33 protein-coding genes and 1 other annotated feature are annotated in these 26751 nt (G+C 43.5%); of the genes, 12 read left to right on the forward strand and 21 right to left on the reverse strand.

The annotated features are described in order from the left end of the window. Nucleotides 1-216 precede the first annotated feature (216 nt). The 7 genes from ACOSV2_RS07920 to spoIIM all read right to left on the reverse strand — a co-directional run bounded on the left by ACOSV2_RS07920 (nucleotide 217) and on the right by spoIIM (nucleotide 6447). Nucleotides 217-1521, reverse strand: a complete 1305-nt coding sequence (locus tag ACOSV2_RS07920; protein WP_428975082.1) for a pyrimidine-nucleoside phosphorylase — start codon at nucleotides 1519-1521, stop codon at nucleotides 217-219. A 67-nt stretch (nucleotides 1522-1588) separates the two neighbouring features. Then, nucleotides 1589-2407: a purine-nucleoside phosphorylase gene (locus tag ACOSV2_RS07925; RefSeq protein WP_397553484.1), complete on the reverse strand. Its 819-nt coding sequence runs from the start codon at nucleotides 2405-2407 to the stop codon at nucleotides 1589-1591. 101 nt (nucleotides 2408-2508) lie between these two features. After that, nucleotides 2509-3693 (reverse strand): phosphopentomutase, encoded by a 1185-nt coding sequence (deoB, locus tag ACOSV2_RS07930; protein WP_428974660.1) that lies wholly within the window; start codon nucleotides 3691-3693, stop codon nucleotides 2509-2511. 208 nt (nucleotides 3694-3901) lie between these two features. Next, nucleotides 3902-4795 carry a site-specific tyrosine recombinase XerD gene (xerD, locus tag ACOSV2_RS07935; RefSeq protein ID WP_113967601.1) on the reverse strand — a complete coding sequence of 298 codons (894 nt, stop codon included), beginning with the start codon at nucleotides 4793-4795 and terminating at the stop codon, nucleotides 3902-3904. Nucleotides 4796-4801: 6 nt separating this feature from the next. Then, complete coding sequence (locus tag ACOSV2_RS07940) at nucleotides 4802-5029, reverse strand: YqzK family protein (protein WP_113967599.1); 228 nt, start codon at nucleotides 5027-5029, stop codon at nucleotides 4802-4804. A 194-nt stretch (nucleotides 5030-5223) separates the two neighbouring features. After that, the gene (fur, locus tag ACOSV2_RS07945; protein ID WP_113967597.1) at nucleotides 5224-5682 is read right to left on the reverse strand and encodes a ferric iron uptake transcriptional regulator; all 459 of its coding nucleotides are present in this window, start codon (nucleotides 5680-5682) and stop codon (nucleotides 5224-5226) included. A 111-nt stretch (nucleotides 5683-5793) separates the two neighbouring features. Continuing rightward, entirely contained in the window at nucleotides 5794-6447 is a 654-nt protein-coding gene (gene spoIIM, locus ACOSV2_RS07950) for a stage II sporulation protein M (RefSeq protein ID WP_113967595.1), read from the reverse strand. Nucleotides 6448-6589: 142 nt separating this feature from the next. Here spoIIM and ACOSV2_RS07955 point away from each other — a divergent pair, with 142 nt between their 5' ends. Beyond that, complete coding sequence (locus tag ACOSV2_RS07955; RefSeq protein ID WP_428974661.1) at nucleotides 6590-7165, forward strand: GNAT family N-acetyltransferase; 576 nt, start codon at nucleotides 6590-6592, stop codon at nucleotides 7163-7165. Between the two features lie 54 nt (nucleotides 7166-7219). On the opposite strand, the gene ACOSV2_RS07960 is transcribed toward ACOSV2_RS07955, so the two are convergent. Beyond that, the gene (locus tag ACOSV2_RS07960; protein WP_428974662.1) at nucleotides 7220-7768 is read right to left on the reverse strand and encodes an NUDIX hydrolase; all 549 of its coding nucleotides are present in this window, start codon (nucleotides 7766-7768) and stop codon (nucleotides 7220-7222) included. Nucleotides 7769-7856: 88 nt separating this feature from the next. On the opposite strand from ACOSV2_RS07960, the gene mciZ reads away from it, so the two are divergent. Then, on the forward strand, nucleotides 7857-7976 hold the full coding sequence (mciZ, locus tag ACOSV2_RS07965; RefSeq protein WP_428975083.1) for a Z-ring formation inhibitor MciZ: 120 nt from the start codon (nucleotides 7857-7859) through the stop codon (nucleotides 7974-7976). Nucleotides 7977-8055: 79 nt separating this feature from the next. Then, nucleotides 8056-8979, forward strand: coding sequence for an aldo/keto reductase (locus ACOSV2_RS07970; protein ID WP_428974663.1), 924 nt, complete (start codon nucleotides 8056-8058; stop codon nucleotides 8977-8979). Nucleotides 8980-9008: 29 nt separating this feature from the next. Here the strand turns inward: ACOSV2_RS07970 and ACOSV2_RS07975 are convergent, their stop codons facing one another. The 5 genes from ACOSV2_RS07975 to ACOSV2_RS07995 form a co-directional block, all read right to left on the reverse strand. Continuing rightward, the gene (locus ACOSV2_RS07975) at nucleotides 9009-9557 is read right to left on the reverse strand and encodes a GrpB family protein (protein WP_428974664.1); all 549 of its coding nucleotides are present in this window, start codon (nucleotides 9555-9557) and stop codon (nucleotides 9009-9011) included. Continuing rightward, nucleotides 9536-9766: a YqkE family protein gene (locus ACOSV2_RS07980; RefSeq protein WP_428974665.1), complete on the reverse strand. Its 231-nt coding sequence runs from the start codon at nucleotides 9764-9766 to the stop codon at nucleotides 9536-9538. The genes ACOSV2_RS07975 and ACOSV2_RS07980 overlap by 22 nt, the downstream gene beginning before the upstream one ends. A 116-nt stretch (nucleotides 9767-9882) precedes the next feature. Continuing rightward, nucleotides 9883-10545: a CoA transferase subunit B gene (locus ACOSV2_RS07985; RefSeq protein WP_397553479.1), complete on the reverse strand. Its 663-nt coding sequence runs from the start codon at nucleotides 10543-10545 to the stop codon at nucleotides 9883-9885. 18 nt (nucleotides 10546-10563) lie between these two features. Continuing rightward, entirely contained in the window at nucleotides 10564-11256 is a 693-nt protein-coding gene (locus tag ACOSV2_RS07990) for a CoA transferase subunit A (RefSeq protein ID WP_098353600.1), read from the reverse strand. 35 nt (nucleotides 11257-11291) lie between these two features. Then, nucleotides 11292-12479, reverse strand: coding sequence for an acetyl-CoA C-acetyltransferase (locus ACOSV2_RS07995; protein ID WP_428974666.1), 1188 nt, complete (start codon nucleotides 12477-12479; stop codon nucleotides 11292-11294). Nucleotides 12480-12652: 173 nt separating this feature from the next. Here ACOSV2_RS07995 and ACOSV2_RS08000 point away from each other — a divergent pair, with 173 nt between their 5' ends. From ACOSV2_RS08000 to ACOSV2_RS08015, 4 genes are all read left to right on the forward strand, one after another. Continuing rightward, nucleotides 12653-13555: a hydroxymethylglutaryl-CoA lyase gene (locus ACOSV2_RS08000; protein WP_428974667.1), complete on the forward strand. Its 903-nt coding sequence runs from the start codon at nucleotides 12653-12655 to the stop codon at nucleotides 13553-13555. A 58-nt stretch (nucleotides 13556-13613) separates the two neighbouring features. Next, entirely contained in the window at nucleotides 13614-13745 is a 132-nt protein-coding gene (locus ACOSV2_RS08005; RefSeq protein ID WP_258549516.1) for a hypothetical protein, read from the forward strand. A gap of 131 nt (nucleotides 13746-13876) precedes the next feature. Further along, nucleotides 13877-14803, forward strand: a complete 927-nt coding sequence (locus tag ACOSV2_RS08010) for an alpha/beta hydrolase (protein WP_428974668.1) — start codon at nucleotides 13877-13879, stop codon at nucleotides 14801-14803. Continuing rightward, complete coding sequence (locus ACOSV2_RS08015) at nucleotides 14800-15705, forward strand: aminoglycoside phosphotransferase family protein (protein WP_428974669.1); 906 nt, start codon at nucleotides 14800-14802, stop codon at nucleotides 15703-15705. Before ACOSV2_RS08010 ends, ACOSV2_RS08015 begins: the two co-directional genes overlap by 4 nt. A gap of 108 nt (nucleotides 15706-15813) precedes the next feature. On the opposite strand, the gene ACOSV2_RS08020 is transcribed toward ACOSV2_RS08015, so the two are convergent. After that, entirely contained in the window at nucleotides 15814-16146 is a 333-nt protein-coding gene (locus tag ACOSV2_RS08020) for an iron-sulfur cluster biosynthesis family protein (RefSeq protein WP_428974670.1), read from the reverse strand. Between the two features lie 131 nt (nucleotides 16147-16277). Here ACOSV2_RS08020 and ACOSV2_RS08025 point away from each other — a divergent pair, with 131 nt between their 5' ends. Next, nucleotides 16278-16493 carry a CDGSH iron-sulfur domain-containing protein gene (locus ACOSV2_RS08025; RefSeq protein WP_113967576.1) on the forward strand — a complete coding sequence of 72 codons (216 nt, stop codon included), beginning with the start codon at nucleotides 16278-16280 and terminating at the stop codon, nucleotides 16491-16493. A gap of 54 nt (nucleotides 16494-16547) precedes the next feature. Here the strand turns inward: ACOSV2_RS08025 and ACOSV2_RS08030 are convergent, their stop codons facing one another. Continuing rightward, the gene (locus tag ACOSV2_RS08030; protein WP_428974671.1) at nucleotides 16548-16880 is read right to left on the reverse strand and encodes a YolD-like family protein; all 333 of its coding nucleotides are present in this window, start codon (nucleotides 16878-16880) and stop codon (nucleotides 16548-16550) included. A 25-nt stretch (nucleotides 16881-16905) separates the two neighbouring features. Next, nucleotides 16906-18168, reverse strand: coding sequence for a Y-family DNA polymerase (locus tag ACOSV2_RS08035; protein WP_428974672.1), 1263 nt, complete (start codon nucleotides 18166-18168; stop codon nucleotides 16906-16908). A 348-nt stretch (nucleotides 18169-18516) separates the two neighbouring features. On the opposite strand from ACOSV2_RS08035, the gene ACOSV2_RS08040 reads away from it, so the two are divergent. Beyond that, entirely contained in the window at nucleotides 18517-18744 is a 228-nt protein-coding gene (locus tag ACOSV2_RS08040) for an EthD family reductase (RefSeq protein ID WP_428974673.1), read from the forward strand. A gap of 64 nt (nucleotides 18745-18808) precedes the next feature. On the opposite strand, the gene ACOSV2_RS08045 is transcribed toward ACOSV2_RS08040, so the two are convergent. The 5 genes from ACOSV2_RS08045 to ACOSV2_RS08065 all read right to left on the reverse strand — a co-directional run bounded on the left by ACOSV2_RS08045 (nucleotide 18809) and on the right by ACOSV2_RS08065 (nucleotide 23057). Further along, a complete protein-coding gene (locus tag ACOSV2_RS08045; protein WP_428974674.1) occupies nucleotides 18809-19594 on the reverse strand; it encodes a glucose-1-dehydrogenase in 786 nt (261 codons plus the stop codon). A 12-nt stretch (nucleotides 19595-19606) separates the two neighbouring features. Further along, complete coding sequence (locus tag ACOSV2_RS08050) at nucleotides 19607-20458, reverse strand: GRP family sugar transporter (protein WP_428975084.1); 852 nt, start codon at nucleotides 20456-20458, stop codon at nucleotides 19607-19609. 254 nt (nucleotides 20459-20712) lie between these two features. Continuing rightward, complete coding sequence (locus tag ACOSV2_RS08055) at nucleotides 20713-21237, reverse strand: DUF3221 domain-containing protein (protein ID WP_428974675.1); 525 nt, start codon at nucleotides 21235-21237, stop codon at nucleotides 20713-20715. Nucleotides 21238-21286: 49 nt separating this feature from the next. Beyond that, nucleotides 21287-22081, reverse strand: coding sequence for an SDR family NAD(P)-dependent oxidoreductase (locus tag ACOSV2_RS08060; RefSeq protein ID WP_428974676.1), 795 nt, complete (start codon nucleotides 22079-22081; stop codon nucleotides 21287-21289). Nucleotides 22082-22097: 16 nt separating this feature from the next. Beyond that, entirely contained in the window at nucleotides 22098-23057 is a 960-nt protein-coding gene (locus ACOSV2_RS08065; protein ID WP_428974677.1) for an MBL fold metallo-hydrolase, read from the reverse strand. 249 nt (nucleotides 23058-23306) lie between these two features. Beyond that, nucleotides 23307-23529 (forward strand) — a binding site (T-box leader). Nucleotides 23530-23580: 51 nt separating this feature from the next. Between ACOSV2_RS08065 and proC the strand changes: the two genes are divergently transcribed. The 3 genes from proC to namA all read left to right on the forward strand — a co-directional run bounded on the left by proC (nucleotide 23581) and on the right by namA (nucleotide 26740). Next, on the forward strand, nucleotides 23581-24399 hold the full coding sequence (gene proC, locus ACOSV2_RS08070) for a pyrroline-5-carboxylate reductase (protein WP_428974678.1): 819 nt from the start codon (nucleotides 23581-23583) through the stop codon (nucleotides 24397-24399). Nucleotides 24400-24472: 73 nt separating this feature from the next. Then, nucleotides 24473-25624 (forward strand): glycosyltransferase, encoded by a 1152-nt coding sequence (locus ACOSV2_RS08075; RefSeq protein ID WP_428974679.1) that lies wholly within the window; start codon nucleotides 24473-24475, stop codon nucleotides 25622-25624. A 99-nt stretch (nucleotides 25625-25723) separates the two neighbouring features. Beyond that, a complete protein-coding gene (gene namA / locus ACOSV2_RS08080) occupies nucleotides 25724-26740 on the forward strand; it encodes an NADPH dehydrogenase NamA (protein WP_428974680.1) in 1017 nt (338 codons plus the stop codon). Nucleotides 26741-26751 lie beyond the last annotated feature (11 nt).

Genomic DNA, 26751 nt, shown 5'->3' on the forward strand with positions numbered 1-26751 from the left:
ATTGCGTCATTTTCACAAGCCATTGCGTCAAAATTCAATTTATTGCGTCTGTTTGGGATGGAATTGCGTCAATTTGGAGGTTAATTGCGTCTTCCACACCTGTAATTGCTGTTTTTTCCATAATACGGTATCCGCATATCCCGTCAAAATCATAAAAAAAAGCCTCTGCCAAAGAGAAATAATCCTCTTGGCAAAGGCCACGATCAAAATAAAAAATCAACCTGTGATTTCAGTATGAATCAACGTAGGTGCTTTCACATGTTCAGATGTTACTTTAATGCTTTCGTATAATTTCTCTTTTACATTGTCGATATTCTCATCATTACTATAGATCGTCACAAGAGAATCTCCCGTTTTGACAGAATCACCGATCTTCTTGCGCAACTCAAGACCAACCGCTAAATCGATAACGGAATCTTTTGTTGCACGGCCTGCTCCTAACCACATAGCCGCCGTTCCTACTGCATCGGCCACAATTTCTGATACATAACCATCTTCTTTCGCTTCAAGCTCAACCTTATATTGCGCCTGTGGAAGTTTTGATGGTTCATCCACAACGGATGGGTCTCCACCTTGTGATTCCAGGAATACTTTGAAATTCTCAAGAGCCGATCCATCTTCAATCGCTTTCTGTAATAGCTCTCTCGCTTCTTCCAAAGTTGATGCTTTTTCAGCAAGATAAACCATATGACTTCCCAGAGTTAAGCATAATTCTGTTAAGTCTTCTGGGCCTTCACCTTTTAATGTATCGATCGCTTCTTTCACTTCAAGCGCATTTCCGATCGCGAAGCCCAGTGGCTGACTCATATCCGAAATGACCGCCATTGTTTTTCTGCCGACGTTGTTTCCGATGTTCACCATTGCTTTGGCAAGGTCTTTTGAATCGTCCAGTGTTTTCATGAAAGCTCCGGCACCCGTCTTCACGTCAAGTACGATAGCATCCGCACCAGCAGCTATTTTCTTACTCATGATGGAACTTGCGATCAGAGGAATGCTATTGACCGTTGCCGTCACATCACGTAATGAATAAAGCTTTTTATCAGCCGGTGTTAAATTACCACTTTGTCCGATAACGGCTAACTTATTCTTGTTCACCAATCGGATGAATTCATCGTTTTCAATTTCTACATGGAAACCTTCGACGGATTCAAGCTTATCGATGGTTCCTCCAGTGTGTCCAAGTCCTCGTCCACTCATCTTCGCTACGGGTACTCCAACAGAAGCAACCAGTGGTCCCAGAACAAGGGTGGTTGTATCACCCACACCACCTGTAGAGTGCTTGTCTACTTTAATTCCTTCAATGGCAGACAGATCGATTTGATCTCCTGATTCGACCATTGCCATCGTCAGATCTGCTCTTTCTCTATCGCTCATGTCTTTGAAGAAGATGGCCATTGTCAGGGCACTTACCTGATAATCAGGGATGCTTCCATCTGTATAACCTTCAACGATAAATTTTATTTCTTCTGTAGAGAGTTCACTGCCTTCACGCTTCTTCTCTATTAAGTCAACCATTCTCATTGCATTCACCCGCTCTTCTAGTATTGTCAAAGGAAAGTCCCTTTTGTTTTCGATTTGAATTGTACAACTATTGGATTGATTTTACGATTTCTTTTACATATGCAAGGAAGTTTGCACGAACCATTTCGGTTGTTTCAATCACTTCATCATGGGAAAGAGGTTGATCAAGGATACCCGCAGCCATATTTGAAATGCATGAGATTCCAAGCACTTTCATTCCTCCGTGGCGGGCTACGATTACTTCAGGTACAGTCGACATTCCTACTGCATCTCCTCCAAGTGTACGGGCAAGACGAACTTCAGCTGGAGTTTCGTATACAGGACCTGTATTCCCCACATATACACCTTCTTGCACTTCAATTGATAGCTTCTCTGCGATTTCTTTCGCTTTTTGACGCAGTTCTTTACAATATGCTACTGACATATCCGGGAATCTTGGTCCTAAGCGGGAATCATTTGCCCCAATTAGTGGATTGCCACCCATATTATTAATATGGTCCGTGATCAGCATCAAGTCCCCAGCCTTAAAGCTTTCATTCACTCCACCGGCTGCATTTGTCACAATTAAGACTTCGACGCCTAGTTCTTTCATAACTCGGACGGGAAATGTCACTTTATCAAATCCGTACCCTTCGTAGTAATGAAAGCGTCCTTGCATGGCTACGACTTCCTGACCCGCCAATTGACCGAACACAAGCTGCCCTGCGTGTCCTGCCACTGTCGAAACAGGAAAGTCAGGGATTTCTTTATAAGGTATTTTCACTGAATTTTGGATTTCATCAGCTAACACACCCAACCCTGAACCAAGGATGAGTCCGATCTTCGGTTGGCCTGTGTATTGATTTTTTAAATGGTTTGCTGCATTTTGGATGTTTTCGAAATTCATATTCATTACTCCTTTTATTATCATTCAACGTAAAGAGGAGGAAATGGGCCGATGTTCCCGCACCTTCATCCCTCTCCACTTCTATATTTTTCCAGGAAAACCTATTTCAATTGTGATAAGAAGCTTCGACCAAACTTCGGCATGGTCACATTAAAATTGTCTGCCACGGTAGCGCCGATATCGGCGAATGTTTCAGAGACAGGCAATTCTTTCCCTCCGTCAAAGCGTTTTGAATAAACGAGAAGTGGAACATATTCTCTTGTATGGTCTGTTCCTGGAGCTGTCGGATCGTTCCCATGATCGGCTGTAATGATAAGAAGATCATCTTCCGTCATTTTCTCGAACACTTCAGGAAGCCGTGCATCAAATTCTTCTAACGCCTTTCCATATCCTTCTGGATCGCGACGATGTCCGAATAAAGCATCGAAATCGACAAGATTCAGGAAGCTTAAGCCGGTGAAGTCTTGATCGAATGATTCAATGAGTCCGTCCATTCCGTGCATATTATGCTTTGTACGGATTGATTCTGTCACTCCTTCTCCATTAAAAATATCTGAAATTTTACCAATGGCGATCACGTCAAACCCGGAATCCTTCAGTTCATTCATGACGGTACGGTTAAAAGGTTTTAACGCATAGTCGTGACGATTGGATGTGCGTTTGAACTCGCCTGGTTCGCCAACGAATGGACGAGCAATCACACGACCAACAAGATATTCCTCTTCTTTCGTGATCTCACGGGCGATTTCACAAATTTTGTACTGCTCTTCAATTGGAATGATGTCTTCATGAGCGGCAATTTGAAGGACAGGATCTGCAGAAGTATAGACAATAAGAGCTCCTGTTTCCATATGCTCTTTTCCTAACTCTTCAATGATCTCAGTTCCGCTTGCAGGCTTATTTCCAATAATAGCCCTGCCTGTCTCAGCTTCAAGCTTCTGAATTAATTTTTCAGGGAAACCGTCTGGATATGTTTTGAACGGTTTATCAATATTAAGACCCATTATTTCCCAATGACCAGTCATCGTATCTTTCCCTACAGATGCTTCCTGCATTTTCGTGAAGTATGCTAACGGCTTGTCAGCTTTTTCAATTCCCTTCACTTCTTTAATATTGGAAAGTCCAAGCTTTCCAATATTGGGCATGTTCAGTCCATTCATATGTTCAGCAATGTGGCCAATCGTATCCGATCCAATATCATTGAATAGGTCAGCATCCGGCGCCTCACCTATGCCCACTGAGTCCATGACGATCAGATGAACTCTTTTGTATGTATAGTTACTCATTAAAATAAACCTCCTATATGTACTTCCTTATTTAAAAAAGCGGTTACATTTTTAATCTTTAATCGTATCTTACCCTTATCTGCATTATAGCAATCGACAGGATTTAACGTCAGAAGTCTGACATCTACATTCTACTTTTTCCTTTCAAAAAAAACAAGAGAGATCCCTTAAAGAATACTATTTTCTTTAAGACAACTCTCTTCAACTTTTAAGCCCGCGGATGAAATTGTGAGTATACATCCTTTAAGCGTGTTTTCGTTACATGTGTATAGATTTGGGTGGTGGAAATATCTGCATGACCGAGCATTTCCTGTACTGCCCGGAGGTCTGCCCCATTCTCCAATAAATGGGTTGCGAATGAGTGCCTGAGTGTATGAGGAGTCAGATCCTTTTCAATATTGGCTTTTTTTGCAAGAGCTTTTAAGTTCTTCCAGAAACCTTGTCTTGTCAGGCCTTTACCATGATGATTTAAAAACAGGTGATCATCCCGATGCTTCTTGCTTCTTAATTTCAACCGGGCATCCCCTAAGTATTTCTCCAAAACATTCATTGCCGTTTGTCCGATGGGGATAATCCGTTCTTTATTCCCTTTTCCAATACATCGGACAAATCCCATGGTCAAGTGGACATCATCCAGCTTTAGTTGAATGAGTTCACTAACCCTTATACCTGTCGCATAGAGGATTTCAAGCATCGCTTTATCTCTCATCCCCAGTGGTGTAGATTCCTCAGGGGCTTCGAGTAAAGCTTCCACTTCAGCTATGCTTAATATCTTCGGAAGCGTCCGCTCTGTTTTCGGTGTCTCGATATGCACAGTTGGATCTTGTTCCGTCGCTTTCTCTCTTAACAAAAATTGATGGAAGGATCGGATTGATGCAACATGACGTGCAACTGTCTTTGAAGATTTCCCCTGACTCTTTAAGTGGCCGAGAAATTGGACTATGTTCATTCTCGAAACGGCGTTCAGTTCCGATATTTCTTCCACCTTCGCTAAGTATAGTGCATAATTCTTTAAGTCACGCTGGTACGACTCTATCGTATTTTTGGCCAGTCCTTTTTCTACTATTAAAAAGTGCATGAAATCTTGAATATGGTCTTCCACACTGCATTACTCCCCGTTCATATAAAAAAATAATAGCCGATCATACCAATGGCTTTCTTCATCCGTCACAGAAGAATACACCTTGACTGCTGCGCCCTCGGGTTCATCATATCTGTGATATCCTTCGTATTCTTCACTGATCCACATAATACCATAGTAAAACAAAATCGTTGATCCAGTAAATAAAATAAACACTTTAATGGTCTGCCATACCATTTGAATTCCTTTTATCATCTTGTCGTCCTCCATATTCATCGGTACTAACGTCTATTAATACAAGCTATGACGTTTTTAATCTGTTTTATACCTTATGGAGTTAAAACGGTGAAAATTTCTGTCCATGTATATAAAAAAGCCTTAAAGAGTATGTATGGGATGTTTCAAATGAGAAACAACGACAGGAATCTTTAAGGCTTTTCAGCATCATCTTATTCTTCTGGATCCTCTTCTTTATCCTGGCATCTGGAACAAATACCATGAAAGGTAAGGCGGTGATCTTTTATTTTAAATTTCCAATCACGTTCAACAATCGCTTCCACGTCTTCTAAGAGATCTTCTTGTATTTCATCGACCGCTCCACATTCAATGCATACTAAATGATGATGAAAGTGAGCTGCCCCTTCTTGCCTGAGATCATAACGCGATACACCATCGCCAAAATTGATTTTATCCACAATTTTCAGTTCAGATAGCAATTCCAACGTACGATATACGGTTGCCAGTCCAATTTCCGGAGATTTTTCCTTAACGAGGAGGTATACATCTTCGGCGCTGAGGTGATCTTCTTCATGTTCCAATAACACGCGTACCGTTGCTTCGCGCTGAGGCGTAAGCTTGTAGCTGGCAGAATGAAGTTGTTTTTTGATTCTTTCAATACGGCTTTCCATAGTCCTCTCCTCCCTCGTCAATGTCCTTACTATTATATCAAAAAGGGAGGAATAAGCAAAATAAAATTATTATAATTAAACAAATAAAACGATTCTTATATAAGAATCGTTTTATTTTATTTTCGAAATAACCGCTTCCATTAAGTTAGGAGAAAGATACGCTTCAATGCTTGCTGCAATCGTGACAATCCCTATAGCCACCACCAAGAATATCACGTATCTGGATAAGAATGGAATCATTTGAAATTGCATGGATGATGTCTGCCTCATGAAAATCTTTCGAATCAGCGTAAGGGAGAAACTGGCGCTGATCGCTCCGATGAAAATAAACGCCGGAATAATGATGATATTTTGCGGTAAGACGCTGACAAAGGATAATAAAAACCCGCTCCATCCCATTTGATTCACAAGGAAACCTACTGAAAATCCAACCACTACGCCCTTCATAAATAATAGAACGAAGATGAGGGGGAGTCCAATAATTGAGATTCCCAATAACCACATCAGTCCGAGATACTTTACATTATGAAGGAAGCTCTGACGGAATAGCTCTTCTGCTGACGTCATACTGCCATCTTCCATTTCGCTGAAGAACTTACTTAAATAGAAATACAGGTCTTCTTTTTGGGCAAATGACAAGGAATTGACCACGATTGCCCCAAAAATGATCCCCATTAGAAACAGCGTAATGATAAATAAATAGATTGAGGAATGTGCTTGTACATGTTGAACGAGTGGATTTGAATTTGATATTTTTTTGCGCATCACAGTGCTCCTCCTAGATATCGATTACTAATCTATATGTAGGGGGGGACACGTTTATTCTTCTCTCTTCTATTCTATTGAACTTCCATGGGGATAACCGTATAATCATAGAAACCTTATGGAGTAAGTGGAGGGGAATATTATGAGAATTCCAAGTTTAATCGAGTTTCCCGATAGGATTGAAACGCCGCGCCTATATATTAGACCGTGCCTGCCCGGAGACGGATCTGACGTCTTTATTGCCATCTCTGAATCAAGAAATGAATTAATACCCTGGCTTCCTTTCGCCCGTAACGAACATTCCCTGGAAGAAGTGGAAGCGGGAGTACGGGATTCCTATGCAGAATTCATAAAGAAGACCGACATTCGACTTCATATTTATCTGAAAGAAACAGATGAATTTATTGGTTCTACAGGGCTGCACCGCATCGATTGGAATGTGCCAAAAGTGGAAATCGGATATTGGCTTCACACGAAACACACCAAAAAGGGTTACATCGTTGAAGCGGTTAATGCGTTAACCCGCTTCGCCTTAAACGACCTTTCCTGCCAGCGGGTGGAAATTCGCTGCGATGGGAGAAATGCAAGTTCCAAAAGAGTACCTGAAAAACTGGGATTTACGCTTGAAGGCATCATTCGCCATGATCATCTTGATGAAAATGGGAAAGATGCACGCAATACGTGTGTTTATTCTCTGATTCCAGGAGACCTCATTTAAGATTTGATTTCCGCATGAGAACAGGACAGCCATTATTGGCTGTCCTGTTCTCTCTTAATTTGTAAGCTTCTGCAGTTGCAGATATTGAACGGCATAAGCCGTTTTTGCATCGTAAATCCGTTGTTCTTTTATAAGCTGCGCCGCTTCCTCGACTGTTACTTCAATCAACTCTACAAATTCATCTTCATCCGTTTCTTTGGATTCATGAATGGGATAAAGATCGTGAGCGATATACAAGTGAACGAGCTCATCTGCAAATCCGGGAGACGTGTAAAACGAAATCAAATGCTCCAGGTTCCCACTACCGTAGCCCGTTTCTTCTTCCAATTCACGAAGGGCTGTTATATCAGGCTCTTCCCCCGGCTCAAGCTTCCCTGCAGGAATTTCGATGATGGATTTCTCCAGCGCTTTGCGATATTGCTCTACCATGACAAGTTTTCCCTCTGGTGTTAATGCAATAACGGCAACAGCCCCAGGATGCTTAATCAATTCTCTCTTGGAAGTCTTTCCATTGGGAAGCTCTACTTCATCGACCTGAAGATCAATGATTTTCCCTTGATAGATGGTATCCGTTTTAATCGTCTTTTCTTCAAATTTTTTCATCCGCTCAACTCTCCTTGTTCTGTCATTGACCTTGTCCTCATACATTTTACCATATCCTATTCGAGGATCGAGGTGAAACCCCTTGAAGGTGATTGCTGAAAAAGACCGGATCATCCTGGTAGGTAAAGGATGGGAAATCAGGGAGAAGCTGAAGCAATATAATCAAACCTACGCCACGGTGAAGGAATGGATCGAAGCCAATCGTTGAAACCAGCCGTATCTTTTGTTTATTCGTCCCTACTTTCGTTAATATAATAGAGAGTGCTAATGTCGAAAGGACGGATACAATGGAAAAAAGACAAATAGGAACCTCCGATTTATTTGTATCAAAGATGGGACTCGGTTGTATGTCTCTTGGAACCGAAGAGAGTGCTGCCAAGGAAATTGTACAACATGCTTTAGAGAATGGGATCAATTATCTTGATACCGCTGATTTATATGACTTTGGTCAAAATGAAGAAATTGTGGGTAAAGCCATCCGCGAGGTCCGAGATGACATTATTCTTGCCACAAAAGTAGGAAATCGCTTTTATGACGTGGAAGATGGCTGGCGCTGGGATCCTTCCAAATCCTATATCAAGTCTGCCGTCAAGGATAGCCTATCCCGCCTGAAAGTGGACTATATCGACCTTTATCAGCTTCACGGCGGGACGATTGAAGATCATTTTGATGAAACGATCGAGGCTTTTGAAGAATTAAAGAGTGAAGGTTTGATTCGCCATTATGGAATCTCCTCCATTCGGCCGAATGTCATTAAGCGATTCCTGAAGAGTTCTTCCATCGAGAGCGTGATGATGCAGTACAGCTTACTGGATCGTCGCCCGGAAGAATGGATGGACCTATTGGCTGAGAATAAGGTGAGTATCGTGGCCCGGGGACCTTTGGCAAAAGGACTTCTTTCTGAGAAAATGCTCTCCAAGGCTTCTGCCAAAATGAAAGAGAGTGGGTATCTGGACTATTCTTACCAAGAGCTTCAAGAAACGATCGAGTCCATTCATAGCAAAATGGGAAACCAGCGCAAAATGAATGAGCTCGCCCTCCAATTTACTCTTTCCCACCAATCGGTTGCAGCCGTGGTTCCGGGAGCAAGTTCTGTTCAGCAGCTTCAGGAGAATATTGATGCTGTCAATGCGAGTCCTTTATCTACTGAGGAGCTGGATATGCTTAAACACTTAACTAAATTATCACGATATGAGCAACATAGGGATTGAGTGAACTAAAAATAAGCGGGGCAGGGTTCTTAATTCCCTTCCCGCTTATTTTTTTCATACCAATTCAACGCCTTTTTCTCCAAGTCCTTCACAAATGGGTCTTTCCCTTGAATGTAGCCTGCCATATCATGGGGGAATTTCTTTGCAAGCCTTGATTTCAGTTCACCATATCGCTTTGCTTCCAGGCTGTATTCCCTTAAATAATCACGAAACGCTAAGTGCCTGATCACATGATCGATTCCATAAGGGAAAACATGAAGATGTACAGCTCTCTCATTCCCTTCTCCCTTATAGAAGTAGCGACGGTTCGGGATACCATTCTCCCCTTTCCCGACAAAATCCAGTTGGCTGAATTCTTCTGTCCGGTCATCAATGCTCTCCAGGACAGGGACTTCTATAAGAATATCGATAATCGGTTTAGCGGCCAATCCAGGTACCGACGTCGAGCCGATATGATGGATGGTTGCACCCGGGAGAATCCTTTCGAGTGAACGCTTTTCTGTTTCGAATTTTTCTTTCCATTCTGCTTGATGTGGTACTACTTTTACATCCCTCATCAATCCTTGTAACTCTTCCAATCCATACTGCTTTCATTCAGCAGCTCTTCAAAGCTCTTATTCTTCTCCCGCTGCTTCTTCTCTTCTACTTTTCTAAGGCGCTCTTCTTCCTTTTTCACAGACTCTACTTTTTCAAGCTCTTTCTTCTTCTGCTTTAATTGCTCGAATAGATCCTGATTGATTGAATTCTTTAATGTCATTTCTGCTTCTTGTTTCTTTTTCTTGGACATGCGCTGATTCCCCCTATCTGTCATAGTTATAAATCTTTTTTGGGTTTTAGTCAAAAATCAGGCTCAAAAAAAGCCGGTCAAAAGAGGGACACGCCTCTTATAACCGACTCTCTCCATCAATAGGCTTCCAATTTCACATCTTCTCCTACAATCAATGTCGCATCCGTCGATGATTGGATATCTTCCACGGAGAAGCCATTCGCTACTTCACGAAGCAGTAACCCTTCTTCCGTCACATCCATCACGGCACGATCGGTGATGATCCGGTGCACGACGCCTTTTCCTGTCAAAGGCAATGTGCATTCTTTCAGGATCTTGCTCTCACCGGCTTTATTCACGTGCTCCATGATGACGATGATGCGCTGGGCTCCATGGACTAGATCCATTGCTCCACCCATCCCTTTGATCATTTTCCCAGGTATCATCCAGTTGGCAAGGTCACCATTTTCGGCTACTTCCATTCCACCCAGGATGGCAATATTGATATGGCCTCCACGAATCATCCCGAATGATTCCGAGCTATCAAAGTAAGAGGAGCCTGGAATTGCCGTAACGGTTTCTTTCCCGGCGTTGATGAGATCTGCGTCGACTTCATCTTCCTCAGGATATGGGCCGATTCCAAGTAATCCATTTTCAGATTGAAGGACAACCTGTTTGTTTTCTGTTATATAATTGGCTACCAGTGTAGGCATCCCGATTCCTAAGTTGACATAGAAACCATCTTCTATTTCCTTTTCCGCTCTTCTTGCTATTCTTTCACGCATTTTGGCACGATCCATCCCGTTCCACTCTCCCTTCTATGCTTGCTTCACTGTTCTTCTTTCAATGCGTTTTTCCTGGTCTGCTTGAATCAGTCGCTGCACGTAGATGCTCGGGGTATGCACTTCATTCGGATTGATCTCTCCGATTTCTACAAGCTCTTCTACTTCGGCAATCGTCACTTTTCCTGCAGCCGCAATCATCGGGTTAAAGTTTTGAGCCGTTTTGTTGTAGATGAGATTCCCCATCTTATCGGCCTTCCACGCTCGAACAAGGGAAAAGTCTGCCGTATAGGCTTCTTCCAGCAAGTATTCTTTTCCATTGAATGTTCGTGTTTCTTTCCCTTCGGCTACCGGTGTCCCGACTCCTGCCGGCGTATAGAAGGCAGGTATCCCTGCTCCCCCGGCACGGATCTTCTCTGCAAGCGTACCTTGAGGAACCAATTCCACTTCCAGTTCACCAGATAATACCTGTCTTTCAAATTCTTTGTTTTCCCCGACATAGGAGCCTATCATTTTATCAATCTGCTTATTTTTCAATAATAAACCTAAGCCCCAGTCGTCTACCCCACAGTTATTGGAGATGACGGTCAGGTTTTTCACACCTTTTTCTACAAGGGCAAGAATGAGTTTTTCAGGGATCCCGCACAGGCCGAATCCTCCAACCATTAAAGTGGCGCCATCGTGGATGTCTGCCACCGCTTCGTCATATGAAGTGTATACTTCTTTCATTGTATTCCCTCCTTGAGTCTGGATTTTTCCATTCCTTACTTATGAAGTTCAACGACTGTCGCTACTCCCTGGCCGCCACCGATACAAAGGGTAGCCAATCCGTTTTGAACGCCTCTTTTCTTCATTTCATGAATCAGGGTCACCAGAATCCGCGTCCCGCTGGCTCCAATCGGGTGACCTAATGCAATGGCTCCGCCGTTTACGTTAAGAGCATCCTTTTTGAATTGAAGTTCTTTGTCCACTGCTAATGATTGGGCAGCAAATGCTTCATTTGCTTCAATTAATTCCATATCCTCAATCGTCAGCTTTGTTTTTTCCAATACTTTTTTAACGGCCGCAACAGGTCCTATTCCCATAACGCTCGGATCAACACCGGCATTGGCGTTTCCTTTGATCGTCACTAGAGGCGTGATACCCAATTCGTCGGCTTTCTTCCTCGACATGACGACCACTGCAGCGGCTCCATCATTGATGCCCGATGCATTTCCAGCTGTTACAGAGCCCTCTTTTTTGAAGGCTGCGCGAAGGCCGGAAAGTTTCTCGGCAGTCGACCCTTTACGGGGAAATTCATCCTGGTTGAATACAACAGGCTCCCCTTTTCGCACGGGGATATGTACCGGAACGATTTCATCTTCAAATCGGCCGGATTCAATCGCAGCAGCTGCCTTTTGCTGGCTCCAGGCCGCAAATTCGTCCTGCTCTTCACGTGTAAGGGAATAGCGGTCGCAAAGATTTTCTGCCGTTACGCCCATATGATAATCGTTAAAAGCACACCATAAGCCGTCGGAAATCATGCTGTCGACTACTTTCTGGTCTCCCATTTTGTATCCTTCTCTTGCTCCTTTTAGTAAATATGGAGCCTGACTCATATTTTCCATTCCACCTGCAACGATGATATCTGCGTCTCCTGCAAGGATAGCCTGCGTTGCGAGATGAACCGTTTTTAATCCTGATCCACACACTTTATTAATCGTCATGGCAGGTACCTGCTCAGGCAGTCCCGCTTTGATGGATGCTTGACGGGCGGGATTCTGACCCAACCCTGCCTGCAACACATTCCCCATGATCACTTCATCAACATCACTACCACTTAAACCAGCCTTTTCAAGGGCATCTTTAATGACAATCGCCCCAAGCTCCGGAGCTGAAATACCTTTTAAAGATCCGTTAAAGCTTCCGATGGCTGTGCGTACAGCACTCACAATGACAACTTCATTCGACATCTTTCTTCCTCCCTTTCTCTTCTGACTGATGTGCTTGCCCATTCATTACTTTTAAAAACAGTTCCACTTTAACTCATTCTATGTAAGCGGTTAAATTCCTCTAAATTCGTCAAAAAATTTTTATATTGATTTATATGTCGAAATTTTCTTAAAATGAAAGAGGGAGGGAAATTATGAATTTACCGAAAAAAGCAACGATTATTGAAGTAGGTCCGAGAGACGGATTACAAAATGAGAAGAACTTTGTTCCGACTGATGTAAAAAAAGAGTTTATCCTTCGGCTGAAGCAATCGGGGGTCAGGGAAATGGAGCTGACTTCGTTTGTATCTCCCAAATGGGTTCCCCAGATGAAGGATGCGAGTGATATTGTTGACTCCTGCATGACGATTGATTCAAGAGATATCGTTCTCGCTCCCAATAAAAGGGGAATCGAGCGGGTATATGATACGGGCTGTCGATCAGTGGCCGTATTTGTAGGGGTAAGCAATACGTTTAATCAGAAAAACATTAATAAAACGACAGATGAAGCTCTTGAAGGCTTGGCCCCTCTGATTTCAGAGTTAAAAGAGCGGGGTTACTTCGTGAGAGCTTGTATCTCCACCGCTTTCTACTGCCCATATGAAGGGAAGGTCTTACCAGAGGATACCCTTTCTCTTTGTCGGGAATTTGTTTCATTGGGCGTGGATGAATTGAGCGTCGCCGATACGATAGGAAGAGCTAATCCATCTGAAGCCTATCATCTCTTTGCGTTACTGAAACAGGAATTGCCCCACACATTACTGACGGCGCATTTCCATGACACCCGTAAGATGGCACTTGCTAATATCCTTGCGTCGCTTCAAGCGGGAGTTGACCGCTTTGACACCTCTGCCGGTGGACTTGGAGGCTGCCCTTTCGCCCCTGGTGCAACAGGGAATGTAGCGACTGAAGATGTTGTGTATATGTTAGAAGACATGGAAATCTCCACAGGTATTGATTTAGGGAAGCTGGCTCATGCCATCGAGCTGGTGAAGCCCTATGTCAGTCGCCCCATCGAAAGCGGTTACTACCGTCTGTATGAATTGAATCAATCATGAATACCATCTTTCTCCTTCGAGCATTCTAAAGTAGATAATACTTGAAGGAGATGAGTTCATGAGTCAAAAACGCGATAAAGGCTTCAGCCAAAAGGGCAAACCTAACTCAGATACGGTTTCTAACCCGATGGCTAAGGAAGAACTTGAAAAAGCCATTCATCCTACTAAAGGTCAAAATGCTAAATCGTAAGTACCCATTCATGAAAGTGTCCCTTCTTAAGGGACACTTTTTTCTTTGTATTCCCCTGTTCAAAAATTCCTCTTTTTTCCTCCTTTTGCTACAATATGAGTATGAATGATTTTGCTTTAGAGGTGATGAAGATGAGAAAAAAACTAGCCATCCTTGGCGGTACCCTTTCGTCCATAGGTCTGCTTGGGATTTATATTACGAATCGTTTTATGTATTTACCGAAAAAAGGGGATGACTTTATCCGGTCACGTGAAACAGGTTCGACCAGGCTGATAGAAGAGGATTATGACTCCCTTCCTAAAGAAGAGGTGCTGATCCCTTCACAATACGGATATGGCATTAAAGCGATTTTCGTGAAGCCTTACCCCCAAAAAAAATTCATGATCTTTTCCCACGGGGTGACAGAAAACAAATGGAATTCGATCAAGTATATGAACCTTTTCATCAAACAGGGTTTCAATGCCGTGATTTATGACCACAGGCGTCATGGGGAGTCCGGCGGGAAGACGACAAGTTACGGATATTTTGAAAAGTATGATTTAAAGGCCGTTGTGGATGAATTGATCCGTCGGGAAGGTGAGGATGTTTTCTTCGGAATCCACGGGGAGTCCATGGGGGCAGCTACTCTGCTATTATATGCAGGAGGTTTGGAAGATCGGGCAGATTTTTATATTGCTGATTGCCCTTTTTCCGATTTTGGCGAACAGCTCGCCTATCGTATGAGCGTAGAAGTGAAGATGCCTGCTAAATTTCTCCTCCCCCTCGTAGGCGGCACACTAAAGCTGCGACAAGGGTACACATTAAAGGATTTATCACCAATATCGGTTGTTCAAAACATCAGAAAACCCGTGTTATTTATCCACAGCACAAATGATGACTTTATCCTGCCTCAAATGACGAAGGATTTATTTGAAAAAAAACAGGGACCCAAAGAGCTGTTTCTCGATTTCCGGGGCACTCATGCTCAATCGTATAATGACAACCCTGAGGAATATGAACACGTGATTCAACAGTTTCTTCATCAATTTGTATTAAATGAAAAGGATGATGTCTCTTGATTCCAACTGATTTCAGGTCAAAAATGCAAACCATGTACGGGGAATCGGGTGAAGGATGGATTTCAAACGTGGAAGAGCTCATGGTGATTTTGGAAGACAGGCTGCGCTTAACCTATGACGAGCCCTTTTCACTAAGCTACAATTTTGTGGTTCCTGTCCGAATGGATCAAGAACGGACTGGGGTCCTAAAGATCGGGTACCCGAACAACGACTTCTCAAATGAGTTTCATGCTCTTCAAGATTTTCAAGGAAGGGGCATGGTGGAAGTCCTCGATTTCAATAAGGAGGAGGGATGGATCCTTTTAGATCGCCTGACACCGGGAATCTCCCTTCACTCCGTTGAGGATGAAGAAGAGGTCCTGCAGGTGTTTGCCCATGTGGCTCACCGTTTATGGCATAAACCCGTCAGCCATCATCCCTACCCTACCGTTCAGTACTGGTCAAAAGGAATTGGGCGCCTGCGGGAAAGATACAATGGAGGAAGTGGACCCATACCTGCAGACCTCGTCTCAAAAGCTGAAAAACTTTTTCCTGAGTTGCTCAGTACTTCCACCGATTTCTTTCTTCTACACGGTGATCTCCATCACGGGAACATTCTCTACTCGGAATCTTCGGGTTGGACGGCCATCGATCCCAAGGGGCTGATCGGTGAGAGAGAATATGACTGCATTCAGTTTACATTAAATGAATGGAGTAAATGGGATATTCCAATAGAACTGCTTCGATACAGAATCAAAACCATGGCCTCACTACTCTCCCTTTCTTATGAACGGTTGATTCGTTACGGGTTCTGTCATTCGGTTTTATCTGCGTGCTGGTCTGTAGAGGACGGGATGGATGGGTGGAAGACAGGGGTTTCAGTGGCCCGATTGTTTGAGGAGTTGGTGAATGAACTAGATTAGTATTTATAGAACCATTTACCGCTGCAACATCCATCACGATACATTAATGGCTTTATATTTATAAAAAGCCTCGGATCCCGGATGTACTCAGATCTGAGGCTTTTATGTTCACTCCCCGGGAAACATCAGAAAGTTCATTCTTCCATTTATGATCTGCCCGGGGCTTTTTAATTGAAACGTGTTACTTTGGGAAGAAAAATCAATTTTCAGGTCTTCATCAAGAAACACCATTTTAGATTTTTCTACCAGGATCGGATAGCTGTTGGTTTCAATCGTTATATCTTCCCCTTCTTCAGGTTCATGTACAAACCATAAAGTAGGAATTCCACTTACGACACAGCCACACCCCTCTGTATCATACTTTAATTTCAGGTATCCTGTTTGATTATCTATTTTACCTTGAATCCTTTGAGTTGCTTCATTCGTTAATTCAATCTTCATTCTACGACCTCCCTTACTCCACCATATTATCACATTTCATTTGTTTCCTTTAGAATATTGCATTTTTCCTGTTTTCAATTTACTATCGATAAGGGGGATTCTTTTGTATTTTATAGAAAGGGTGGTTTTTCATGGCAAAAGCTCAAATTAAAGTGAATGATAATGGTTCTTTTCGTGTAAGCGGGGACGTGGAACTGATTGATGCTGACGGAAATGTATTTCCAACGAAACAGGTGTTTACTCTATGCCGCTGTGGTTTATCTACAAATATGCCGTTTTGTGACGCATCCCATAAAGGAAAATTCGAATCATGTGTGCGGGCAGAAAAAGTATTGGACGAAGAGTAAATGGAATGAAAAGAGAGACTTCACTCTGGTGAAGTCTCTCTTTTCATTGGGCTGTCAATCGAAAAAGCGGATGTCCACAATGCATGCAAGTGGAATATAGTGTACGTCTTCGAACCTGTCTACGACGTGCAGCTTCCCATCCAGTGAGTCGACATGGTGAATGGTTCCAATCGATAATTGATGACGGTGCTTTACATAGTGAGTAATCGATACCATTCTACCAAACTCCATCGCCTCTGCGACGACTTCATTCATCCTGTCCAGTTCCTGCTCGTCAAGTTCGACCCTCTTCTCGTGCGTATCTTCCTTGGCCCAATCCCTCAGTAATTTCACATGCTCCGGCAGCATCATGGATGTCCACTTGATTCTTCCCCGATCACGGATCAATCCTCTCACCTCCTATATTTGTTTGTTACGATTTATGTCCGCCCACCAGGCGGGCACGATGCCTTGCTGTTCCCGCTTCTGTATAGGATATGGCGCGGAGCAGGGCGGCTGACCCATATTTGTTTCGGATCCGATCCACTACATACCCGAGTTCCCGTTTTTCCCAGCGGTCAGGTTCGAATAATGAAACTTGCAGCGCCCCATCCTCGACAATATTAGAAAGGGCGATGTTGATTTTCCGTACGGTTTTCCCATTGTAGTTCTCTTCGAATAATTCCAGGCACACCCGGTACAGGTCCATGGTGATATTGGTGGGTTCCTCTATCGTCCTTGACCGTTGGAACCCTCCACCGAATTCTTCGTGACTGTAACCGACACCAAAGCTGACCGTCCTTCCTGCCTTTCGATGGGTACGGGCGCGCCTGGCGACTTCTTCACACATTTCTAAAATGACCCGTTTGATTTCCTCTTTCTCCTTATAATCGCGCAGCAGGATCTGCCCCTTGCCAAAGCTGATTTGACCATCCATGATGGGGGCTCCTATTTCAGATAGATCAACTCCCCATGCGTGGTAATAGAGCTGATTGCCCATAACGCCAAACTTGGCCTCCAACTTCTCCAGGTCATACTGCGCCAATTGCCCGACAGAGAAAATGCCCATGCGATTGAGCGTTTTTTCTAACCGTCCGCCAATCCCCCACATTTCACGTAAAGGTGATAACGGCCACAGTTTTTCCGGAACGTCTTCATAGGTCCATTCGGCAATCCCCTCTTTTTTTGCTTCAAGATCCAGGCACAGCTTAGACAACAGCATATTGGGACCGATCCCTATGGCGCAGGGAAGTTGAAACTCCCTTTCCATATCATCCTTGATTTTGCGGGCAATGGTCGTGGCATCCCCCCAAAGATTCGTCGCTCCATCAATCTTAATAAAACTTTCATCCACACTATACGTGTGGATGGCATCTTTCGGTACATAGCGATGGAATAACCGGGTCAACTCGGTCGAGATCCTGACATACGTAGCCATTTTTGGTTCTACAAGCCGGATGCGCGGGTCCTTTGGGATTTCAAACATCCGCGAGCCCGTTTTGATCCCAAAGTCCTGCTTCAGCCTGGGGGATGCCGCTAACACAATACTTCCTTGGCGGTCTCGATCCCCTACTACGGCCAAATGGCATTCAAGGGGATCGAGACCCAGCATGACAGCCGAACAGCTAGCATAAAAGCTCTTCATATCGATGCACAGAATCTTATGGTGTGGCAGCACACTGTAATCGACAGTCATATATTCGTCCTCCATTTTACCTAAAATAGAACAAACGTTCTTATATAGTATAGTTATGATTCTATACGAATATACGTTCCCTTTCAACTAAAATTAATGGAAATAGAGAGAATAACAAGAAAAGCGGAGGCGGCTTGGTCAGGCCCGACAAGCAGTCAAAGGTCACGCCTAAGTCAAATACTGTCGATATTTTTGTTATGAAATACATAGTCACTTTTTCCTATAATTGCTAAAATTCAAATGAACAGAAATAGTCAGGACGAGGAGGCGTAATATGGCGAAAGTGATTGTGTTGTATGAAAGCCCAAGGATCAAGAGGGGTTCGAGGAGTATTATTTTAACACCCATATGCCGATTGCAGGAAAGGTCCCACATGTAAGAAATGCAAACGTACAGCGGGTTTTATCCAATCAAAATACGGATTTGTCACTCTACTTAATAACAGAGATCGAGTTTGAAAACAAAGCGGATATGAAAGAAGCGTTTGCTTCAGAAGAATGGAAAGCGGTTGGAGACGACGTACCGAACTTCATGAAATTCTTAGAAAAGCCACCGATTATCACCATAGTCGATTAAGAATATTTACTCTGCCTAAAACAGAAAAGGCCAAAATCACACATTGATTTTGGCCTTTTTCCCATCAGCCTCTCCCGGCTTGGAATCCTGGATATTTCGTCATGCCCCCATCAGCGATGAGCGTGGTCCCTGTGACATAACTTGCCTGCTCTGAAGCCAAAAAGGCTGCACAGGAAGCGACTTGCTCCGGTTCTCCGATATAGCCCATTGGAATGAGCTTTTCCACTCCCTTTTTCTTTTCGGGATCGGAAAATTTCTCGGCATTGATGGGAGTATCAATGGCCCCGGGAGCAATATTGTTGACCCGGATCCCATCGGGTGCGAATTCCAATGCAAGACTTTCCATTAATAATTTCACCCCACCCTTACTGGCAGCATAGTGAGCAAAGTGAGGCCACGGTATGATTTCATGAACAGAAGAAACGTTGATGATCGACCCTTTGATATTATGATCAAGCATGTATTTCGCTGCTTCGCGGCACCCTAGAAACGTCCCCGTCAGATTTGTGTTGATGACTCTCTGCCAATCCTCGAGTGAAAGATTCTCAGAGGGTACCTCATTCTCGATTCCTGCGTTGTTAACATAGATATCAAGGCGACCATATGTATCATGGGCCAATTTAACAAAGCTCTGAACGTCTGCTTCTTTTGACACATCACCTTGAATAATGGAGGCCGTTCCCCCTGCTTTTTCGATTTTCCTTACTAGTTCTTCAGGATTTTCTTCTTCTTTGAAATAATTAATGACCACTTTACAGCCTTCACTGGCAAATCGTTTGGCAATCGCCTTTCCTATTCCAGTAGCAGCTCCGGTTATAACGACAACCTTCCCCGTTAGATCTGAATACATATCCATTCCTCCTTAATCTTTCGTAAAGCCTAATAGAACACCGCCGATAATGATAAGAACACACCCTGCAATGACGAGAAGGATCTGCTTCCTGGATTTCTTTTCACCCAAGAAAAACAAACCTCCAAGGGTAGAAATGACGATCCCTGTTTGAGATAGGGAGAAGCTTGTTGCCACCCCGATGCGTGGAAGCGCAAGCAGTAACCCTAAATTCCCCGATGCCCACATCAGACCGGTTAAGATATTTCGCACCGTATATTTTGTAAAGGGCTTATGCCTGAACGTAATGACAACCGCCCCGATAAACATTCCAATCGCCTGTGGCAAAATCGCTTCCCATCCGTCAATATCAAACCATCTTAAAATGACGACATAGGCTATGTATCCGCAACTGGATAGCAATAAAGTGAGTAGCCCCTTTTTTAGTTGAGACTTTTCATCTCCCTCGGATTTTTGTGTGAATGATGTTAACACCACACCAATAATCAGAGCTAAAACGGCTCCGCTACCGAGGAGGATCGTTTCTGTCGTTTTCCATTCCTTAAACACTAAAACGCCAAAGAGAGTCGTTCCGATCAGCTGCATCCCCGTTGAAATCGGGACGGTTTTCGCAACTCCGATGAACTTTACACTCGCTAATTGGTTGACTTGACCGACTGCCCAGAAGACGCCGGAGATGAAGCCGATTCCCCACACAAATAACGTCAGTTCCGGGGATTTGATGAAGAATACGCCTAGCGCAAACAATAATGATCCAATGGTGATCCCAACCGTTTGACTGTAGGCATTCCCTCCAAGTTTTACACTTACAAACACAAGACTTCCCCATGCTACTGCGGGGATCAGGGCTAAAAGAATCCCTATCATACATCCACATCCTTTTCCCAACAATAATCATAGTTTTCCTCTGAAACGAACATTCTAGCCATTCATGAAAGAAAACAACTATTTTTTCCGCTCTCTGATGAATACCCTCATTTTGTCCGGTATAACCTCAAAGTGAGCTGGAAATATGGATAGACGGTGGATCATGAAGATGATTGACAGGAAATTTCAATTTTATGAAATAGATGACAAAGAAGGAAGCATTGGTTTATAAACCAATGCTTCCTTCTTTGTCATTTAGTAGAGGTATGTATAGGCACAATCACCCGATCATTGTCCACATTCACAATGACGTGTACATCTCTGTTAATGGAGAGATCTTTGAATCGTAATGAATATAGGCCAGTGGGATTTTTTTCGATGGATTGTATAACGACTTGTGAAAATCGAGGGTCTTTCATGACTAATTTAACGGCGCCTTCTTCGGTTTTGCTTTGTTGATCTGTCAGAAAAACCAATTGATCTGCAGAAGCTCTGCGCGGGAATGACTCCTGGAGCTTACCGTCAAATGTCACATTTATTTTTTTCCCAACTTCAATATCTTTTTTTTGCAGTTTTTTATCCTTGTCTGTCTTCATGACGGTTTGATCACTGAAGGAAAACCAAACATCATTAATAAGCACTTGATTATCTTCAAGCTGGGTAACAAAGCCTATGAAATTTGTGCCCTCTTGTGATGAATTTACAGATGTTGCAGGCCCGCAACCGGTAAATAGAAAACAGAAACAAATGATCATAACAGTCAAACACTTCTTCATAGACTCCCCCCTTATTAGATTAGACGAATGAGAGCATGATTTGGTTTCACTATTTTTTGAAGAAAAGGTTATTTCCTACTTTTTCGACAAAAGATGGGAATAACTGATAGATGACGCTCCCCATATTCATCCATCGAGGCAGATTGATTTCTCTCCTGTTGGTAAAAAGGGCTTCCACGACTTTTTGAGCGACATGTGCCGGATCCAGCATAAACTTTTCTACATTCTTCACATATGTCCCGGATTCATCGGCAATGGAGAAAAAGTCTGTGGCAATCGGCCCGGGATTCACCGCAGTCACCCTCACACCGTACCTTTTCGCTTCCATCCTTAAACTATTCGTATATCCCAGTACAGCATGTTTAGAGGCAGAGTACGCACTCGACTTTGGCGAAGCGAACTTACCTGCCTGAGAGGCAATGTTGATGATATGACCGGAACCTTGTTGACGCATATAAGGAAGGACTTCTCCCGTACATGCCATAAGTCCAAGAACATTCACGTCCATCATCCCCTTTACATCCTGGAATGATGTTTCATGTGCTTCCTGAAATATTCCATAGCCTGCGTTATTGATCAAGGCATGAATCGCTCCAAAGTCCTTCAGGATGGTGTTGAAGGTGCGTGGGATTTCGTCGTAATCCGTTACATTTAACGGGTACACTTCCACCTTACAATGGTATTCGGTTATGAGCTTTTCTTTTAAGGCTTCAAGCAGATGGACGCGACGCGCAATCAAGGCGAGATTACCGCCATTTTCTGCTACTTTAATGGCCATTTGTTCCCCGATTCCTCCAGAGGCACCGGTAATGACAATGGTTTTTCCTTTTATTCTACTGTTCATGTCTCGTCCCATCTTTCTAGGCAAAATAATAATAGATTCCTTCATGCGATTCTTTCTTTATGTAGTGAAGTGATTCAAGATAATCCAATTGTCCGATCGTTTCAGATAGCGTCAGGCCCAGTTCCTTTTGATAGACGAAAGGAAATAGTGTCTTACAGATGTCGAATACGGTCAGACGGTTACCTTTGATCATTTCGAGTACACCGCGTGCTCTTTCATCCTGTTTCCCTAATCTCCTGGGAATTAATCCATGAACATCCGTAATATTGTCCCCATGACCTGTATAGGCAAGTGAAATGGGAATAGTCAATAACTTTTTCAAAGACTCATTGTATTGAAGCAATGGCTTTGAACGTTCCGGCTCCCCTTCAAAAGGAGGTTCAATGAGTGGGTTAGGGGAAATATTCGCGAGTATATGATCTCCGGCTATCAGAACACCATCACTCTCCCGGTAAAAGGATAAGTGACTCTGAGCATGCCCTAACGTTTCAATGATCGACCAGTCTTCCATTCCGGGTATGACGTCCCCTTCCTTTATTTCAATATCCAGTTTTCGGTTCCCCATAAATTTCAAAGGACTCTTAAATTTATGGATTGCTCGAAGATACTCTTGAGGTAAACCAGATTCTATCGCCAATTGAAGGAAGAAGCGATCATACACTTCATGAAAATATTCGTTGCGATCCAGCCAAAACTTGTTATAGGGATGACCATATATTTTGACCGAGGAAGAAAACCGATCAAGGAGCCCCGCGTGATCGGGATGATGATGGGTCAGAACAATTTGTTCAATATCTTGAGGTGTATACCCCAAAAGGGATAATTGCTCGGTCAACTGTGCCCAAGCTGCATCTGTAAGGGGCCCTGCGTCCACCAACGTCAATGCGTCCCCTTTCACCAAATACACATTCACATCTCCAACGGCAAAAGGAGTTGATAGAGTAATTTTTGCCATATCATTCACTAAAGTTGTCATAAATTCACCACATTCTTCATAATAAAAGGGTAGGCAGCCAAAACGACATGCCCTCCCCAATTCATTTCTTTGATGTTAACAAAAAATGAATGAACCTTCATTTAATAGTGTACATTTTTTCCAAACAAATGTCATTTTTAAAATGATTGAATATACTGAAATAATCACTTGACAGATAAGCTGCCTTTCTATGATAATCACCTATAATATACGTTTACCATTGAAAAGTCACCTTACATAATGATAAAAGAAAAAGCGATGATAAAGACTAGTAATGAATAGATGATGTTAGAGATCGGTGCCCACCGGCTGAAAGGCACCGTCATCCCCTCTATTTGTGAACCTGCCTTTTGAGCGTCTTAAAGCAGAACGTTTTTCCAGCGTTACATGGAAGTGAAGTGTGTTCATTTCGTCCAGTAAGGAATGAACAAAACAAGGTGGTACCACGGAAGCAGACCCTTTCGTCCTTTATGGATGAGAGGGTCTGCTTTTTTTTCGGAAATTACGGAGGAGGAATGAACGGATGAAGACATTGTTTATTGGAGCAGGGTCGATGGCTTACGCTTTAATGAGTGGAGCACTGAAAGCCGGGGTCCTGATGAATGAAAAAGTGCATGTTACCAATCGGGCCAACCAAGAGCGATTAAACGAAATCGTGCACGAATTCGGTGTGCGTCATGTAGAACATGATTCACCATACGACGTCGTCATTCTGGCCATGAAACCAAAAGACTTTCATGAGGCAGCAGATTCTATCAGGACCCACCTTTCAAGGGATACGGTGGTCATTTCTGTATTAGCAGGGATCACCATGGAACATATTAGCGACAAACTTTCCTTTAACGGAGCCATTGCAAGAGCCATGCCCAATACCAGTGCGGCCATGGGAAAATCAGCTACGGCAGTATCGTTTAACCGCTACCTCTCTGACTCCCAAAAAGAATGGACGACAGCACTATTCCAATCCGTAGGAACAGCAGTGGAAGTAGCGGAAGAACAATTAGACCTTATAACGGCTCTATCAGGCAGCGGACCTGCTTATATTTATTATGTAGCTGAATTACTTAAGAATGCGGCGGTAGAATTAGGCCTGCAGGAGGAACTCGCTAAAAGCCTCGTTACCCAAACGATTGCAGGGGCAAGTGCGATGCTGGAAGAATCCGGTTTGGAAGCCCGGGAATTAAGGAGAAACGTGACCAGTCCAGGTGGAACGACAGAGGCGGGAATCACCACATTGGAAGATTACCAGGTTAGAGATGCCTTTTTCCAATGTGTCTCATCTGCGAAAAATCGTTCTGAAGTTCTTGGGAAGGAATTAAAAAAACAATCTTTGAAAAAATAAGGTGAAAACCCATCATCATTCGCAAATTTCAATTTCCACTGATACAATCAAAGCAAAAAAGAAGGTCGGCACAATGATTTCCCTACTCATTCTACTTTACGCTGTACTTGCGGTCTGGCTAGTTCTTACCATTGATGTGTGCAGGGGCTTATCAGAGCTCTCTTCCATTCAAGACTTCTCCTATACAGTTCAAGGGCCGCTCCTGTCTGTCATCGTACCGGCGAGAAACGAAGAAGAAACGATAGCAGACAGCATCCTGTCGCAGCTGAAACAGGACTATCACCAAATTGAGTGGATCGTAGTCAATGATCGTTCAACAGATGGTACTCCTGAAAAGCTTGAAGCTTTGGCCGAATTGGATAAACGAATCAGCGTCCTTCATATCGACTCACTGGAACAGGGATGGCTGGGAAAAAATCAGGCATTGTACAAAGGGTATCACATGGCAAAAGGAGACCTGATCCTTTTCACCGATGCCGACATCATCTTTAAGGACCCCACCATCTTATCCAGAGCGGTGTCCTTTCTTCATTCACAGAAACTGGACCACGTTACACTGGCTCCTAATATTCGATCGGGATCCTTTTGGCTAAAGAGCTTTGTGGCTTTTTTCTTATTTGGTTTCTCTTTTTATAAAAGACCCTGGAAAGCGAACGATCCCTCCTCTAAGACAGGTATGGGTATTGGAGCCTTCAACCTCATCACCCGACCGGCTTATGAGGAAATCGGTACCCACGAAGCCATTAAGCATATGCCCGATGATGATCTGCAGCTGGGGATTCAGGTAAAGAAACACCATAAAAAACAATTCTTCCTCACGGCCCTTCAGCATCTGGAAGTGGAATGGTATCGATCCTTGAAAGAAGCCTTCAACGGATTGGAAAAAAATACATTTGCCGGCCTGCATTATTCCATGCTGCTCGTTGTGTTTGCCATGTTTGGAATCTTCTGCTCTACGGTACTCCCTTTCATCACGATTTTTTCAGCGTCACCCCCTATTCGAATCGTGAGTCTGTTGATCATTTTATTCATTGGCATCACTTATTTCAAAGTCATAAAGCAGATGACGAATGAGTCTCCTCTTCTTTTTCTTGCATTACCTGTAACAGCCCTGTTATTTATCTATTCCATTGGACGAGCTACGTTTTTAACCTTTAAACGAGGCGGAATCGAATGGCGTGGAACGGTTTATTCGTATAAGGAACTGAAGCAGAAAAGAAAGTAAAGCACATTTCTTTTCTAACAAAAAAGGTGTTGTTATAATTCATGTGTAGTACTATTTAGAAACCCGAAATAAATACCACGTCATGGAAGGTGATCAGAAATGAACGCAAAGCTATTTCAACCATATATGCTTAAAGATGTAGAACTGAAAAATCGAATTGTAATGGCACCTATGTGCATGTATTCTTCTCATAACGAAGATGGAAAAGTCGAGAACTGGCATCGTACTCATTATACAAGCCGTGCAGTGGGTGGCGTTGGGCTCATCATTCAGGAAGCTACAGCTGTCACGCCCCAAGGAAGAATCTCCCCTCAAGATTTAGGGATTTGGGATGACGGGCATATTGAGGGGTTAAGAGAGTTAGTGGGATTAATCAAAGAACAGGGTGCGAAGACAGGTATTCAGCTTGCTCATGCAGGAAGAAAGGCCGTACTCGAAGGAGATATTCTTGCCCCATCTGCGATCCCGTTCAACGATGAGATGAAAACGCCTGTTGAAATGACGGCGAATGATATTAAAGAGACCATCACTGCCTTCATCAAAGGAGCCGAAAGAGCGAAGAAAGCAGGCTTTGATGTGATTGAAATTCACGGGGCACATGGATATCTCATCAACGAGTTCCTGTCCCCGCTTTCCAATAAACGTACAGACGAATACGGCGGATCTGCTGAGAACCGTTACCGCTTCCTTCGTGAAGTCATCGACGGAATTCAACAAGTATGGGACGGACCTCTCCTTGTTCGTGTTTCTGCCAAAGATTATAACAAAGAAGGATTGGACGTTGAAGACTATGTGGTGTTCGCCCAATGGATGAAGGAACAAGGAGTCGACTTAATCGACGTAAGCTCCGGTGCCGTCGTACCCGCGCGAATCCCGGTGTTCCCTGGTTATCAGGTGAAGCTTGCTGAAAGCATTAAAAAAGAAGCGAAGATCGCTACAGGTGCAGTCGGGCTGATTACGACAGGCATTCAGGCAGAAGAAATCCTGCAAAACGACCGAGCCGACCTCGTCTTACTCGCTCGTGAATTACTTCGTGATCCATACTGGCCAAGGACGGCAGCTAAAGAGCTTGGTGTAGAGATCGAAGCGCCTAAGCAGTATGATCGCGCCTGGTAAGGAATGTTTTT

The organism is Rossellomorea sp. DUT-2 (assembly GCF_052665285.1).

What these genes read in the sequence shown, in the direction of transcription:
- ACOSV2_RS07920 (WP_428975082.1), bottom strand. Translation starts at nt 1,521, where the DNA reads ATGAGAATGGTTGACTTAATAGAGAAGAAGCGTGAAGGCAGTGAACTC.
- ACOSV2_RS07925 (WP_397553484.1), bottom strand. Translation starts at nt 2,407, where the DNA reads ATGAATTTCGAAAACATCCAAAATGCAGCAAACCATTTAAAAAATCAA.
- deoB (WP_428974660.1), bottom strand. Translation starts at nt 3,693, where the DNA reads ATGAGTAACTATACATACAAAAGAGTTCATCTGATCGTCATGGACTCA.
- ACOSV2_RS07940 (WP_113967599.1), bottom strand. Translation starts at nt 5,029, where the DNA reads ATGATAAAAGGAATTCAAATGGTATGGCAGACCATTAAAGTGTTTATT.
- fur (WP_113967597.1), bottom strand. Translation starts at nt 5,682, where the DNA reads ATGGAAAGCCGTATTGAAAGAATCAAAAAACAACTTCATTCTGCCAGC.
- spoIIM (WP_113967595.1), bottom strand. Translation starts at nt 6,447, where the DNA reads ATGCGCAAAAAAATATCAAATTCAAATCCACTCGTTCAACATGTACAA.
- ACOSV2_RS07955 (WP_428974661.1), top strand. Translation starts at nt 6,590, where the DNA reads ATGAGAATTCCAAGTTTAATCGAGTTTCCCGATAGGATTGAAACGCCG.
- ACOSV2_RS07960 (WP_428974662.1), bottom strand. Translation starts at nt 7,768, where the DNA reads ATGAAAAAATTTGAAGAAAAGACGATTAAAACGGATACCATCTATCAA.
- ACOSV2_RS07970 (WP_428974663.1), top strand. Translation starts at nt 8,056, where the DNA reads ATGGAAAAAAGACAAATAGGAACCTCCGATTTATTTGTATCAAAGATG.
- ACOSV2_RS07980 (WP_428974665.1), bottom strand. Translation starts at nt 9,766, where the DNA reads ATGTCCAAGAAAAAGAAACAAGAAGCAGAAATGACATTAAAGAATTCA.
- ACOSV2_RS07985 (WP_397553479.1), bottom strand. Translation starts at nt 10,545, where the DNA reads ATGGATCGTGCCAAAATGCGTGAAAGAATAGCAAGAAGAGCGGAAAAG.
- ACOSV2_RS07990 (WP_098353600.1), bottom strand. Translation starts at nt 11,256, where the DNA reads ATGAAAGAAGTATACACTTCATATGACGAAGCGGTGGCAGACATCCAC.
- ACOSV2_RS07995 (WP_428974666.1), bottom strand. Translation starts at nt 12,479, where the DNA reads ATGTCGAATGAAGTTGTCATTGTGAGTGCTGTACGCACAGCCATCGGA.
- ACOSV2_RS08000 (WP_428974667.1), top strand. Translation starts at nt 12,653, where the DNA reads ATGAATTTACCGAAAAAAGCAACGATTATTGAAGTAGGTCCGAGAGAC.
- ACOSV2_RS08005 (WP_258549516.1), top strand. Translation starts at nt 13,614, where the DNA reads ATGAGTCAAAAACGCGATAAAGGCTTCAGCCAAAAGGGCAAACCTAAC.
- ACOSV2_RS08010 (WP_428974668.1), top strand. Translation starts at nt 13,877, where the DNA reads ATGAGAAAAAAACTAGCCATCCTTGGCGGTACCCTTTCGTCCATAGGT.
- ACOSV2_RS08020 (WP_428974670.1), bottom strand. Translation starts at nt 16,146, where the DNA reads ATGAAGATTGAATTAACGAATGAAGCAACTCAAAGGATTCAAGGTAAA.
- ACOSV2_RS08025 (WP_113967576.1), top strand. Translation starts at nt 16,278, where the DNA reads ATGGCAAAAGCTCAAATTAAAGTGAATGATAATGGTTCTTTTCGTGTA.
- ACOSV2_RS08035 (WP_428974672.1), bottom strand. Translation starts at nt 18,168, where the DNA reads ATGACTGTCGATTACAGTGTGCTGCCACACCATAAGATTCTGTGCATC.
- ACOSV2_RS08040 (WP_428974673.1), top strand. Translation starts at nt 18,517, where the DNA reads ATGCCGATTGCAGGAAAGGTCCCACATGTAAGAAATGCAAACGTACAG.
- ACOSV2_RS08045 (WP_428974674.1), bottom strand. Translation starts at nt 19,594, where the DNA reads ATGTATTCAGATCTAACGGGGAAGGTTGTCGTTATAACCGGAGCTGCT.
- ACOSV2_RS08055 (WP_428974675.1), bottom strand. Translation starts at nt 21,237, where the DNA reads ATGAAGAAGTGTTTGACTGTTATGATCATTTGTTTCTGTTTTCTATTT.
- ACOSV2_RS08060 (WP_428974676.1), bottom strand. Translation starts at nt 22,081, where the DNA reads ATGAACAGTAGAATAAAAGGAAAAACCATTGTCATTACCGGTGCCTCT.
- ACOSV2_RS08065 (WP_428974677.1), bottom strand. Translation starts at nt 23,057, where the DNA reads ATGACAACTTTAGTGAATGATATGGCAAAAATTACTCTATCAACTCCT.
- proC (WP_428974678.1), top strand. Translation starts at nt 23,581, where the DNA reads ATGAAGACATTGTTTATTGGAGCAGGGTCGATGGCTTACGCTTTAATG.
- ACOSV2_RS08075 (WP_428974679.1), top strand. Translation starts at nt 24,473, where the DNA reads ATGATTTCCCTACTCATTCTACTTTACGCTGTACTTGCGGTCTGGCTA.
- namA (WP_428974680.1), top strand. Translation starts at nt 25,724, where the DNA reads ATGAACGCAAAGCTATTTCAACCATATATGCTTAAAGATGTAGAACTG.